General features: G+C 43.6%; 10 protein-coding genes. 4 read left to right on the top strand and 6 right to left on the bottom strand.

All coding sequences use genetic code 11. The features are described from left to right. Positions 1-95: 95 nt before the first annotated feature. Positions 96-1,049 carry an electron transfer flavoprotein subunit alpha/FixB family protein gene (locus tag OD355_RS08110; RefSeq protein WP_263037963.1) on the bottom strand — a complete coding sequence of 318 codons (954 nt, stop codon included), beginning with the start codon at positions 1,047-1,049 and terminating at the stop codon, positions 96-98. Between the two features lie 18 nt (positions 1,050-1,067). Continuing rightward, positions 1,068-1,790, bottom strand: a complete 723-nt coding sequence (locus tag OD355_RS08105) for an electron transfer flavoprotein subunit beta/FixA family protein (protein ID WP_263037962.1) — start codon at positions 1,788-1,790, stop codon at positions 1,068-1,070. Between the two features lie 606 nt (positions 1,791-2,396). Between OD355_RS08105 and OD355_RS08100 the strand changes: the two genes are divergently transcribed. Further along, a complete protein-coding gene (locus OD355_RS08100) occupies positions 2,397-3,044 on the top strand; it encodes an ATP-binding cassette domain-containing protein (protein WP_263037961.1) in 648 nt (215 codons plus the stop codon). Next, positions 3,044-4,225, top strand: coding sequence for an ABC transporter permease family protein (locus OD355_RS08095; RefSeq protein WP_263037960.1), 1,182 nt, complete (start codon positions 3,044-3,046; stop codon positions 4,223-4,225). Before OD355_RS08100 ends, OD355_RS08095 begins: the two co-directional genes overlap by 1 nt. Positions 4,226-4,513: 288 nt before the next feature. On the opposite strand, the gene OD355_RS08090 is transcribed toward OD355_RS08095, so the two are convergent. Beyond that, positions 4,514-6,634, bottom strand: a complete 2,121-nt coding sequence (locus tag OD355_RS08090) for a peptidylprolyl isomerase (protein ID WP_263037959.1) — start codon at positions 6,632-6,634, stop codon at positions 4,514-4,516. 221 nt (positions 6,635-6,855) lie between these two features. Here OD355_RS08090 and OD355_RS08085 point away from each other — a divergent pair, with 221 nt between their 5' ends. Continuing rightward, entirely contained in the window at positions 6,856-7,215 is a 360-nt protein-coding gene (locus OD355_RS08085) for a hypothetical protein (RefSeq protein ID WP_263037958.1), read from the top strand. 60 nt (positions 7,216-7,275) lie between these two features. Here the strand turns inward: OD355_RS08085 and OD355_RS08080 are convergent, their stop codons facing one another. Together OD355_RS08080 and OD355_RS08075 are read right to left on the bottom strand one after the other, a co-directional pair. Further along, positions 7,276-8,817, bottom strand: coding sequence for a YifB family Mg chelatase-like AAA ATPase (locus OD355_RS08080; protein ID WP_263037957.1), 1,542 nt, complete (start codon positions 8,815-8,817; stop codon positions 7,276-7,278). Positions 8,818-8,950: 133 nt separating this feature from the next. After that, positions 8,951-9,295: a hypothetical protein gene (locus tag OD355_RS08075; RefSeq protein ID WP_263037956.1), complete on the bottom strand. Its 345-nt coding sequence runs from the start codon at positions 9,293-9,295 to the stop codon at positions 8,951-8,953. A gap of 264 nt (positions 9,296-9,559) precedes the next feature. Between OD355_RS08075 and lepA the strand changes: the two genes are divergently transcribed. Then, positions 9,560-11,347, top strand: coding sequence for a translation elongation factor 4 (gene lepA, locus OD355_RS08070; protein ID WP_263037955.1), 1,788 nt, complete (start codon positions 9,560-9,562; stop codon positions 11,345-11,347). A 274-nt stretch (positions 11,348-11,621) separates the two neighbouring features. Here lepA and OD355_RS08065 read toward each other — a convergent pair whose 3' ends face one another. Next, a complete protein-coding gene (locus OD355_RS08065; RefSeq protein WP_263037954.1) occupies positions 11,622-13,055 on the bottom strand; it encodes a DNA recombination protein RmuC in 1,434 nt (477 codons plus the stop codon).

Genomic DNA, 13,055 nt, shown 5'->3' with positions numbered 1-13,055 from the left:
ATGCTTACAGGGGGATGAGTAAATGTAGAAAATACGAGAGGCTGACCTTTGACGGACAGCCTCTTTGCAATAATATTGTAGTATTCAAAAATGTGTCAGGAGCGCGCTTTCTTAATGGCTTCGGTTAGTTGCGGCACAATTTCAAAAAGGTCACCTGTCATTCCGTAATCAGCTACTTTAAAAATCGGCGAATCAGCATCTTTATTAATAGCTGCTATTATTTTACTGCGGTTTACACCACCGATGTGTTGAATGGCGCCTGATATGCCCACAGCAAGGTACAAATTAGGCGCTATCTGCGTACCTGTCTGTCCTACATGTTCGTGGTGCGGCCTCCAGCCATTGTCAGACACAGGGCGGCTACAGGCGGCGGCGGCATCCAGCGCGTTGGCAAGATCAGTGATCAGGTGCCAGTTTTCAGGGCCTTTCAGCCCCATGCCGCCTGCAACAACAATTTCTGCATCAGTAAGTGAAACTTCTTCTGTATTTTTCTTCTTCTCAACAACCTGTATGTGATTGTCCGTGGCAGTTAGAGGTATATCTGTTACCTCAGCATTACCTGTAGTTTCTGTAATATCAAAAATATTCTGGTTGATGCATACGATCTTTACTGCTGAATTGATGCGTATTTTGGCGAATGCTTTTCCGGAGTAAATAGCTTTTTTCACCACAAAACCAGCTGCTGTTTCCGGTAGGGCAACCGCACCTGTTACCAGTCCTGCTCTTAGCCTTGCAGCCAGTAGTGGTGCCAGTGTTTTTGCTGTTTGATTAAAGGAGAATACCAATGTATCAGCATTTGAAGAACTTACAACCTGTTCAATGGCTTTTACCAAAGCTGCATCACTTATCGCCTCATCTGGTTTAGCATGATATACTTTTGTGATGCCGTATTTGCCTAATAAAGCAAGCTCTTCAGGAAAACTTCCTGCAAGAAAACCATGTGCTTCTATTTGAGTTTGCCTGGCAAGCGCTGCGCCGTAAGCAAGCGCTTCCAGAGAACCTTTTTTTATTTTTCCTTCTGAATGATCTATATATATCAGTACTGGCATTATAATAGTTTTTATAGATTAAATCATTTTTTTTTCTTTCAGAACAGCAACCAATTCATCAACGCTGTTCAGCATCTGTACACCGGATTTAGGCTGCGGTAATTCATAGGATACTACTTCGGTTAATGTATCAGCCTCAACTGCAGCAACGGTTTTAAGCGGTTTGGTACGTGCAGCCATTATGCCGCGCATATTGGGAATACGTTGAGCTGCCATACCTTTTGTACAGCTGATTACTGCCGGCAATGTGATCTGTTCTTTTTGTTCGCCGCCTTCGGTTTGCCTGGTCACCACAACCTTATCGCCGTTTACTTCCAGGCTTGTGGCCATAGCTGCATATGGCACATCCAGCAATGCTGCTGCAATGCCGCCTACTGCTCCCTGGCTGTAATCAATAGATTCTTTTCCGGTGAGCACCAGGTCAAATTCTTTAGCCACTTCTGCAATTTGTGCTGCAACGAAATAACTGTCTTTGGCTTCAGCATCTACCCGTATAGCTTCATCTGCACCATAAGCCAAAGCCTTGCGCAATATGGCATCAGAGGCGCTACCTCCTACATTTAACACACTTACATGCGTAGCAGCATCTTTTTCTTTTATTTCAATAGCTTTCACCAGCGCGTACCACTCATCATAAGGATTGATCACCCATTGTACGCCATCTTCATTTATCTTATCGTCTTTTAAGCTGATCTTTGTAGTAGTATCAGGCACTTTACTTATTGCAACTAAAATTTTCATCTGTTAATATTTAATTTTTTCTGTTTGCCACATGGAATAACTATCTTTTAGATTCAATACTTATTCCCGGTTGGTATAGATCCCTAATCTTATGGTTATTTCATTTGTGTATTTAATTTTCTGTTTGTCACGTGGAATAACCATCTTTTTAGATTCAATACTCATTGCCGGTTGGTGCAGATGCTCAATCTTTATGGTTATTTTATCCATTATTAACAGTAACGCTATTTCCTCAATAGCCGAACCGTTCAAAAGTAAATAAAGGTTTGCAAAATATCTAAAGAATAATAATAGTTTTACGAACTTGTTATAGATGTGATGGTTTTTACTGATAAAAACAAAAGCTATAGCTGATAATTCTGAATAATTATGCCTGGATTTTAATACGCATAATAAGGCTTAATACATGTAGACATGGATTGCATAGGTCTTCATAATTCCTCATAATACATCAATATCCGCGAAGCAACAGGGCCTTACAGTTATATACAAAAAGGGAAACAAAGTTTTATAAGGTAATAAAGAGTAAGATCTTTTTAAATCTGCCACTGGTCTTTTACCAAAAAATTTAAATTAAAATACCTTATACTTAACTAACTTAGCTATATGCAAATACAGATCAGCAGGCTGGTGCCTGTGCCGCTAAAAGATGTGTTGTTAAAACGCAATTCCGATGTATGGAATAAGGATTTGATTTTTGATCAGCAGCAATGGATAAAGATTAAAGCGCCAAGCGGCACCGGAAAAACCACGCTCATACACCTGATCTATAAATTGCGCCAGGATTATCAGGGACAGATTTCCATAGAAAACAAAGACCTCAGGTCTATTAGCGGGGATGAACTTGCCACATTACGGCAAAGCCGTATCAGCATTATATTCCAGGATTTGCGCTTGTTTGAAAACCTTACAGCCAGAGAGAATATAGAGCTGAACAGGGTATTGCAAACGCCATATTACCCACCTGAAAAAATTGATGCGATGTCGGCAAGGATAAGAATTGCGCACATTCTTGATCAGCGTGCCGGATTGTGCAGTTATGGTGAGCAGCAGAGAATAGCCATCATCCGTGCGCTGATGCAGCCTTTTGAAGTTTTGCTGATGGATGAGCCTTTCAGTCACCTGGATAACGAGAACACAGCCCTTGCAGCCGCCCTGATTGCTGAAGAATGTACAACCAGAGGCGCAGGCTTTGTACTTACAGACCTGGATGAGGACAACAACTTTAACTACACACATTACCTGAATTTATAATGCTGGAGAAACTTTTAAAAAAACTGATCAAGACGGGCTCGGGCCGATGGCGCAAATTAATGGCAGTGACAGGCTTAGGCATTGCCATGCTGTTGATACTGGCTGCGGTGCAGTTGCAGGCAGATTATAATGAGCTGCTGCATGGCAGATCAAACCAGGACAGCATAGCCAATTTCCTGGTGGTCAACAAAGCAGTTACCAGTGCCAACATAGGCAATACACAACTCTCGCAGCAGGAGATCGAAGATCTGCGAAGCAGGCCTTTTATTAAGTCTGTAGGATTGATCACAGCCAGCCGTTTCAGGGTGGCTATCAGCGGCAGCCTGCTGCCATTTTCTACAGACCTGTTTTTCGAAAGTGTGCCAGACGAATTTCTTGACATCAGTGGCCCGGAGTGGCGCTGGGATGAGAACGCACAATTCATCCCGGTTGTAGTTCCTAATTCATTTCTTGATCTTTATAATTTCGGATACGCAGCTTCTGCCGGTTCACCGCAACTCACACAGGAGGTGGTTACACAGATTCCTCTACAGATCACTATTTTTGCGCCTTCAGGGCAAACGCAATACCCCGCAAAGGTAGTAGGCTTCAGCGACAGAATATCTTCTATACTGGTGCCGCAACCATTTATGGAATGGGCCAATGAAAAGTTTGGCAGTGCACAGGCAGCTAATCCCTCGCGTGTGGTGATACGCACAGAAGATCCCGGGAACCCGCAACTGACACAATACCTGGAAAGCAAAGGCTTAAAAACAGACACCGAAAAAACCCGTTTCAGCAAATACCGGCAGGTAGTAAATTTTGTAGTAGGCATTTCCTGGGGTACCGGCCTGGCAATGCTTTTATTTGCTTTACTGATTTTTACCCTATTCATTGAGCTCACTATTATGGCCAGCCGGGAAGAGATAAAATTACTGATCACGCTGGGTTCATCGCCTACGCAACTGAAGAAATTTCTGATGAAAGAGTTTTTCCCCCAGAATATTTTTATCACGTTGGTGATGCTGATTGTGGTGGCTGTGTTCCAATATATCTTATTTGTTTATTTAAAGACACAGCACATGTTTGTGAGCCCGTTGCTTTCTGTCTACACTATCCTCGTAGCGCTGCTTGTGCTGCTGGTGTTGTGGGTTGTAAACCTCCGCACTATACACAAAGTAGCTTCTGCTGCCAGCCTCTGAGCCAAGCTGGCAATTAACCATAAAAAACCCAACAGTTACATTTTTCCAAGAAGATGTTCCAGGCTATGCCTGCTTTTTCTAAAAGTTTTAATTGTATATGTTCTTGCTTCAATCTTTGCTGCACGCTAAATTAATATCAATCATATATGTGCATCCAACAAAAAAGAGGATGTATAAAAAGTAAATGAAGCGTTGAGCATTGCTTAACAAAAACTTTCTCCATCCTCTGCCAAATAAAAGAGGCTGCCCCGGATTTGGAGACAGCCTCTTTTCAGTGTGTTAATTATATTAATAAAACTTAAACCTGTTGTCTTTAATATCAGCGCTTTCAACCAAAGCATTCATAGAACGCTGGAATATTTGCTGTAACCAGGATTGGAACAAGGTCTGCCTGATATTTTCAGCATTTGTACCGGGCACAGCAGATATGCCTTCGCCTTTGATTGCAAAAACACCAATGTTTCCGGCAATAGGCTTGCTGACTTTTCCCTGTATGGTTTTATTGAATGCTGCGCCGGCAACTTTTGGCTCCATGCCTATGCCCGGCACCATTTGCCCGTAGAAAGAAATGCTGTCGGCCCTGGATACCTGCACGCCGGCGGCCTGTGCAATTGCTTCCAGTGTATTGCCTTTGAACTTCGTATCAATGATCATCTTAGCTTTCTTTTCATTTCTAAGGAATGACTCTACATACGGCCTTACGGTAGCTGCAGATGGCAAGCCTTTCTTTGAAACAGCGTTTATGCGAGCCACAACGAACTGGTCGCCGATTTGTACAGGTTCGGAAACGTCGCCAACTTTGCCTTCATATAGCCATCTTACCAGCTGGCGGTCACTGCCCAGGTTTCCTATGCGGTAGTCATTTTGCCTGATACCCTGTACAGGCATTACCGGGAGGTTTTGTTTTCTTGCATTCTCCTCAAATGATTTGGCATCGCGGCTGTTGGCTGCAAAATGATTGGCTGCTGTACTGGCTTCTGAAATGGTTTCTGAGCTTGGAGTCAGCGGCTTTACAATTCTTGCAATTTTATATCCCATAGATGATCCTGATTTGCCGGTGATCTGTGCAAGCAGGAAGCCGTTCTGTATTTTTACAACTTTTGATTCGTTTACATTGCCGGTAAGCAGGAAGTTGCTGAGTTCCGGAGAGCCCATCTGTACCAATTGAGATGAGGTAATATTTTCCAACCTTGAGTTTTCACGGTTATCTGAGTAGCGCGCTACAGCGCTGTCGAAGCTGGTACCTGTTCTCACTAAAGCAAGAGCGGTATCTATGCGCTGCCTGGCAGCAGTATCTGTTCTGAATTGTACGGTCTGTCCCTGTGCGTCAGGGCCGTGTGTGGCTACTATCAGGAACCTTGCATGTACGGTATCTGCTATAGGCGCTGCGCCTACAAGCTTGGCCAAAACAATATTTCCGTTTTCTACAATCGGTCCTACAATGGTGCCAACAGGCTGGGAGATAATCGTGTCTTTCAGGGGATCCTGCAATTCTTTGCTGCTGATATAGCCATCATAGTAAGCCATGTTAGAATTGTTTTGCAGGTCTACAAAAGATTTCAGATCGGTAGCGGATGCAAACTGTTGTTTCAGTTTTTGAGCAGCAGCCAGCTGAGCGGCTGAGTCTGCTGAGCTGGGCCCTGCGTTGAAAGTGACCACAGACATGTCGCGGAAATCTTCTTTTTGCTCAAACTGTTTTTTGTGTTTGTTTACAAAAGCAGTAATGTCTGCATCAGTTACCTGCACGGCGCTGTCGCTGATGGAAGTATACGGTACGTTTACATAAGAAATGGAAGCAACAGCATTGGCATCTGCAACTGATTTTTCAACCAGCCATTTGGGTATGTGGGTAGCTCCAACGATCATGGACTGGTATTTCTGGTTAACGATCTGTTCGCTCAATTGTTGCATGCCCATTTCTATCATCTGCAGTGTTTGCGTTACCTGCGGGTTGTTTTTCTCTTTTCTTACCTGCGCAATAAAATTTCTTGCAGCGTTAGCATCGTATACGCCTGTCTGCGGATCGGTAAATTGCTGGGCCAGGAAGCTTGGCGGCCTCTCGCCAAACATAGCATTGTCCAGGTCTTTACCGGCAAGTGCAATGCCCAGTTTTTCAAACTCCTGGTTCATTACTACATTTCTTACTTCATAATTAAAAACCTCTGCTGACAGGTCTTCCCTTGAAGCCTGCTCTCCCTGCATTTGCTGTATCTGGTTTAGCCGGTTTTCGAATTTCTGCCTGTCGATAGTTTCCCCGTTTACTTTGGCAAGTGTGGAATTATCTGAAAATAATCCGCCTCCTCTGCCACTGCTGAAAGAGTCCATTAAAATAAAAGCAAGCAGCGCTAAGGCAATGGCTATAAAAATAATCCATGCTCCTTTCTCCTGAATTTTCTGAATTAAAGACATATTATATCTGTTATATATTTTTAAGATGGCAAAAATAACGTTTTATATCAACAATTAAATTGATAAAGCTCATAATTATTCAGAGGCGCTTTGGAGAGTTTCGCGGATTAATTTTTAACTGATTCAAATGCCCAATATTATGCCTGAAAAACGATATTGTTGTATAAATAACGTAAATTAGTGGCAGTAAAAACTTTCTTTCATTTTTAAATCTAAAAATTATGGTGCAAGAAGAAATCTCAGAATTGTTATCTGAAAGTCACGCCTGGAAAGATTCCCTGAAAAACTACCGGGAATCCTTTATCCAATCACAAAAGCGCCTGTTAGAAATAGCTGCTGATGTTCCTAAGGAAGCATTAAGCGAGTTAGAACGATTTCAAAATCAGTTCTACATACAACTTTTAAATATCCACGATGCAAGGCGCAACCTCAAGAAACATATTCACAATATGAATGTCTCCGAAGACGCTGATTTTACAGAAGCACATCAAGAACTTAAACAAGCCTATCAAGCACTTGAAGGAACTATAAAAGAACTCAACACTGAGTTTGAAGAATTTTCTAAACATGTAAAAAGCTGATCAAGCTAAGACAACAAACGCAAGAGGGGATGTTTTCATTCCCTCTTGTAGTTTCAGGCATCAGCCTGCCCATCCTTCGCGGTCAAGGCTGCGGTACTGGATGGCTTCTGCCAGGTGTTCCACTTTAATATTTTCAGATCCTTCGAGATCGGCAATGGTACGGCTTACTTTCAATATCCTGTCGTAGGCACGTGCACTGAGATTTAACCGCTCCATCGATTTTTTCAGCAAAGCTTCACCAATCTTGTCGATGGTGCAATACTGGTGCAGCATTTTAGAGGTCATTTGTGCATTGGCATACATGCCTGCAATATCTTTGAAACGTGCTGTCTGTATGCCTCTCGCCGTGATCACCCGGTTGCGGATATGTTCAGAATGCTCACCTTCATTTTTCTGGTTAAGTTCTCCGAAAGGCACAGGCGTTACTTCCACATGCAGGTCTATACGGTCCAGCAGGGGGCCTGATATCTTGTTGAGGTATTTTTGCACGGCCCCGGGCGGGCAGGTGCATTCCTTGTCCGGGTGGTTGTAGAAGCCGCATGGACAGGGGTTCATAGAAGCCAGCAGCATAAAGTTGGCCGGAAAATCCATGGTGACCTTTGCACGCGATATGGAAACTTTTCTTTCTTCCATAGGCTGGCGCATTACTTCCAGCACCGTTCTTTTAAACTCCGGCAATTCATCTAAAAACAATACACCATTGTGGGCTAAGGATATTTCACCCGGCTGCGGGATACCGCCGCCGCCAACAAGCGCCACATCTGATATGGTGTGGTGTGGCGAACGGAACGGACGCCTGCTGACAAGTGTACTGTTTTCCGGCAGCTTGCCCGATACGCTGTGTATCTTGGTTGTCTCCAGTGCTTCCTGCAGGCTAAGCGGCGGCAGTATGGTGGGCAATCTTTTAGCCAGCATGGTTTTGCCGGCGCCGGGCGGGCCTATGAGAATAGCGTTGTGCCCGCCGGCAGCCGCTATCTCCAGCGCGCGTTTAATATTTTCCTGTCCCTTAACGTCGGAGAAATCTATGTCGAAGCTGTATTGTGCATCAAAAAACTCCTGCCGTGTGTTTACTTCTACCGGCTGTAGCGCATTTTCATCCTGGAAGAAATCTACTACTTCATTGATGTGCGAAACGCCGTAAACGCTGAGGTTGTTTACCATACCCGCTTCACGCGCATTCTGCTTAGGCACTAATAAGCCTTTGAAACCTTCTTTTCTTGCCTGTATAGCTATGGGCAATGCACCTTTGATGGGCTGAATGGTACCGTCAAGGCTTAACTCTCCCATCAAAACATATTTGCTGAATCTTTCGGGATTGACAAGCTGCTCTGTTGCACCCAGCACACCAACGGCTATGGGCAGGTCAAAAGCAGAGCCTGTTTTTTTGATGTCTGCCGGCGCCAGGTTTACTACCAGCTTGGTGCGAGGCATGCGGTAACCATTGGTTTTAATGGCGCTTTCAATTCTTTGCAGGCTTTCCTTAACTGCGTTATCCGGCAAGCCCACCATAAAATAATTCTGGCCTTCACTAACGTTTACCTCAATGGTAATGGTGATAGCTTCCACCCCGTAGACTGCACTGCCAAAGGTTTTTACAAGCATCTGGTAAAAGAGATTTTAATAAATATAAAAATAAGCAATATTTATTAAAATCAGGAGACATAACCTCTTATATTCAAATATTCGCGGATTGGCTTGATATTATTCAGTGAGATTATTATGTAAAACAAGGGGGCTACAATAGATCAGGAAGAAGTTTGCCAGCTGTACTCCAGTTCCTGTTGCATTCCTTCAATCCATATTTTTTACGAATCCCGGGTTGGCAAATTTTTTTTAGATCAAAGTAAAATCCTTTAGATATAGCAGCGTGGCAATTTTCTTTATTCTCAATAAAAATGCGCATCCTGACTGTTGAGCCTGTAATAGCCGAACCAGAAGTTATTACTTTCAGTTTCCATGTTTTCCCGTCGCAGGCTGATGATTCAAGAATCATCATTTGCAGGCAGTCGCCTTTTATTATAGCTTCTGCAAAGCGCGCTGGTTTATAGGTATCTGCCAAGGGTAATGTTGCCAACTCCATTTCTGGGCCTGTGCATGTTTGTGATTCTACAGGTTTTTTTTTGCTGCAAGCAGCTATAACCAGCACGTGACCAATTTTTAGATTCAATACTCATTCCCGGTTGGTATAGATTCCTAGTCTTTATGGTTATTTCATAAAGTAATACGGATTTTAAATGATCTATTTACACATATGCGAAATGTATATTGTTTGTTACACTTGCATCAAGATATATATTTTATTCTTCTAATCATATAATTCTCTAAATCTTTATCTTTGCGCCACATGAAAAATATCAGGAACTTTTGCATTATTGCACATATAGATCACGGCAAGAGCACGCTGGCAGACAGATTGTTGGAGCATACAAAGACCATCGGCGAAAGAGATATGATGAACCAGGTGTTGGACGATATGGACCTGGAACGTGAGAAAGGCATTACCATAAAAAGTAAAGCCATCAAAATGGAATATGAACTCAACGGTGAAAAATATATATTTAACCTGATTGATACGCCCGGCCACGTAGACTTCAGCTATGAAGTAAGCCGTGCACTTGCTGCCTGCGAAGGCGCCCTGCTGTTGGTAGATGCTACCCAGGGCATACAGGCACAGACAATTTCCAATCTTTACCTGGCATTGGATAATGATCTTGAGATCATACCCGTGATCAATAAAATAGATATGGACGGCGCCATGATCCCGGAAGTAAAAGACCAGATCATAGACCTGATAGGCGTTAAAGAAGAAGATATTCTCCTGGCAAGCGGCAAGTCGGGCATTGGTATTGAAGAGATTTTAGAGGCAGTGGTAAAAAGAGTGCCTGCTCCCACAGGAGACAGCGAAGCGCCACTGCAGGCATTGATATTTGATAGTGTTTTCAATAGCTTCAGGGGAATAATTGCTTACTTCCGCATATACAACGGTACTATAAAAACCGGCGATAAGATCCGTTTTATCAATACCGGTGAAGAATATGATGCAGACGAAGTAGGCGTGCTGAAGCTGGGCATGCAACCTGCCAAAGAAGTACAGGCGGGCGATGTGGGCTATGTGATCACAGGGATCAAAAATGCAAAAGAGGTGAAAGTAGGCGATACTATTACACTTGCGCAGAAACCAGGCGTTTCCATCAAAGGTTTTGAAGAAGTAAAGCCGATGGTTTTTGCGGGCATATTTCCCGTAGTGACCGAGGATTTTGAGGAGTTGCGCGATTGCATGGATAAGCTGCAACTGAATGATGCATCACTTACATTTGAGCTGGAAACCTCACAGGCATTGGGCTTTGGCTTCCGCTGCGGCTTCCTGGGGTTGCTGCACATGGAGATCATCCAGGAGCGTCTGGAGCGTGAGTTTAACCAAACGGTGATCACTACTGTACCCAACGTAAGCTTTCACGCGTTTACCACGCGCGATGAAGCTATCATTGTAAACAACCCAGGGCAGATGCCTGACACAACTAAGCTAAGCCGTATAGAAGAGCCTTTTATCCGTGCGCAGATCATTACCCATACAGATTATGTAGGAAATATTATGACGCTTTGCCTGGGCAAAAGAGGTTTTTTGATGAACCAGCATTACCTTACCCCAACCCGTGTGGAGCTTACGTTTGAGATGCCTTTGACGGAAATAGTTTTTGATTTTTACGACAAGCTTAAGAGCCAGACCCGCGGCTACGCTTCATTTGATTATACACCCATAGATTACCGTGAAAGCGATATTGTGAAAATGGATATTTTGCTGAATGGCGAAAAAGTAGATGCGCTGAGTTCACTGATACACCGCAGCCGCTCTCACGACTTTGGTAAAAAATTGTGTGAAAAGCTGAAAGAGCTTTTGCCGCGCCAGCAATTCCAGATAGCCATACAGGCTGCTATCGGCGCTAAGATTGTGGCCCGTGAAAATATCAGCGCCATGCGCAAAGACGTGACTGCCAAATGTTACGGCGGCGATATTTCGCGTAAACGTAAATTGCTGGAAAAGCAAAAAGAAGGTAAAAAGCGCATGCGCCAGATCGGCAACGTAGAAGTGCCGCAGGAGGCATTCTTAGCCGTACTGAAACTGGATGATTAAGCGGGAGATTTTAGCTGCTGTGTCGTGTTTTTTCGCTTATTGTATAAGAAAATTTTTTTAAACCACCAGGTAGGTGCGCAAGGATTGTCAATACTCTCAGTGACCTTGGTTATTTGTTAGTAATAACTAAGGCATTTCATTATTTATGTGTTTGTTGCCTGAACGGAATTTTTAAACCACAAGGCCTAACCTCACTTTACTCCACTCTCCACCCTCCAATCTCCATTTTCCACTTTCCACCCTCCACTCTCCATTTTCCACTTTCCATTACTTACTAATCTCCTTCTTCATTAAACAATATATTTTCAATACTGTCTTCCAGGCTGCTTTCATTGAGCTCGGTTTCTATCTGTTGTTGCATTTCGGGTGCGGGCAACTGCTGCACTTTTCGCAACTGCCTTTCTATAGCGCGACTACGCACACCGGCCTGGTCTATAGTGTTGGTAGCTTCCTGCAGTTTTCGTTTTGTTTTTTCCAGCACAGTGCCAAACTTGCCGAATTCCGTTTTCACCACGCCTAAAATATCCCACACCTCGCTGCTCCTTTTTTCTATGGCCAGCGTTCTGAAGCCCATCTGTAAACTGCTTAGCAGCGCGCTCAATGTGGTTGGCCCGGTGATGGTGATCTTATAATCTTTCTGTACCTGTTCAAAGAGGCCCGGTGTCCGCAATACCTCAGCGTATAAGCTTTCAAAGGGCAGGAACATAATGCCGTATTCGGTGGTGTTCGGCGGGTCTATATATTTTTCTTTGATGTCGCGTGCATTTTTTAGGATAGACAGTTTAAATGATCTCTTCAGATCATTGATCCTGTTTACATCTGCATCGTCGTAAGCATCTACCAGCGCTTCATAGTCTTCCTTCGGGAATTTAGAGTCTATAGGCAGCCATAAAGTTTTCTCTTCATAGTTGTTGTTGGGAAGCTTTATTGCAAACTCAACAATGGCCCCGCTTCCGGCTTTTGTCTTTACATTTCTTTCGTATTGTTCATTGGTGAGCAGGTCTTCCAGGATATTGGCAAGCTGGTACTCGCCAAGGATGCCACGGGATTTTACATTGCTCATTACTTTTTTTATGTCGCCCACACTGCTGGCCAGGGTCTGCATTTCTCCCAGTCCTTTGTGCACCAGTTCCAATCTTTCACTGATGATCTTAAAAGAATCTGTAAACCGTTTTTCCAGTGTGGTTTGCAGTTTTTCATCAACCGTATTGCGCATCTCATCCAGCTTTTTGGCATTATCTTCCTGCAATATGCGCAGTTTATTTTCTACGGTCTCACGGATTTTTTCCAGCTTGGCTTCCGTTTCATTTTTTATTTGTTCCTGTTTAATGAGCAGGTCATTGAATTTTACACGCTGCAGTTCATTAAAATCTTTTACGTTGGCTGTGAACTGCGCTTCAAAAGATTTTAAGCCTGCCACCAGTTCCGTCCTGTTAGCTTTTGTGTCGCCGGTAAGTTTTTCTGAAAAGTCTCTGAGCGATGCATTAAGTTCCTGTCTTGCCTCCCGGGTGCTTTTCAGTATCTCCTGCCTGTTGCCGGAGAATTCTGACCTGATTAGCGGATCTATTTTTGATACGTCAGCATAGGTTCGGATCATTTCTGCTTTCAGCGCATCTGTATTGCTGCCCGGCTGCCGCAGCAATGTAAGCAGTATGTTTGCTGCCAGCATCAGCAGCGCTATAATCAATAGTATTTCGGTTAATGTCAT

Source organism: Haoranjiania flava, from assembly GCF_025631005.1.
GTDB lineage: Bacteria > Bacteroidota > Bacteroidia > Chitinophagales > Chitinophagaceae > Haoranjiania > Haoranjiania flava.
The sequence above is the reverse complement of the archived record's forward strand: the minus strand, read 5'-3'. Positions and strand labels throughout refer to the sequence as shown.

Excerpts from the sequence above, each read along its gene's own strand:
- lepA (WP_263037955.1), top strand. The coding sequence starts at position 9,560 with ATGAAAAATATCAGGAACTTTTGCATTATTGCACATATAGATCACGGC.
- OD355_RS08110 (WP_263037963.1), bottom strand. The coding sequence starts at position 1,049 with ATGCCAGTACTGATATATATAGATCATTCAGAAGGAAAAATAAAAAAA.
- OD355_RS08065 (WP_263037954.1), bottom strand. The coding sequence starts at position 13,055 with ATGACATTAACCGAAATACTATTGATTATAGCGCTGCTGATGCTGGCA.
- OD355_RS08085 (WP_263037958.1), top strand. The coding sequence starts at position 6,856 with ATGGTGCAAGAAGAAATCTCAGAATTGTTATCTGAAAGTCACGCCTGG.
- OD355_RS08100 (WP_263037961.1), top strand. The coding sequence starts at position 2,397 with ATGCAAATACAGATCAGCAGGCTGGTGCCTGTGCCGCTAAAAGATGTG.
- OD355_RS08090 (WP_263037959.1), bottom strand. The coding sequence starts at position 6,634 with ATGTCTTTAATTCAGAAAATTCAGGAGAAAGGAGCATGGATTATTTTT.
- OD355_RS08095 (WP_263037960.1), top strand. The coding sequence starts at position 3,044 with ATGCTGGAGAAACTTTTAAAAAAACTGATCAAGACGGGCTCGGGCCGA.
- OD355_RS08075 (WP_263037956.1), bottom strand. The coding sequence starts at position 9,295 with ATGGAGTTGGCAACATTACCCTTGGCAGATACCTATAAACCAGCGCGC.
- OD355_RS08105 (WP_263037962.1), bottom strand. The coding sequence starts at position 1,790 with ATGAAAATTTTAGTTGCAATAAGTAAAGTGCCTGATACTACTACAAAG.
- OD355_RS08080 (WP_263037957.1), bottom strand. The coding sequence starts at position 8,817 with ATGCTTGTAAAAACCTTTGGCAGTGCAGTCTACGGGGTGGAAGCTATC.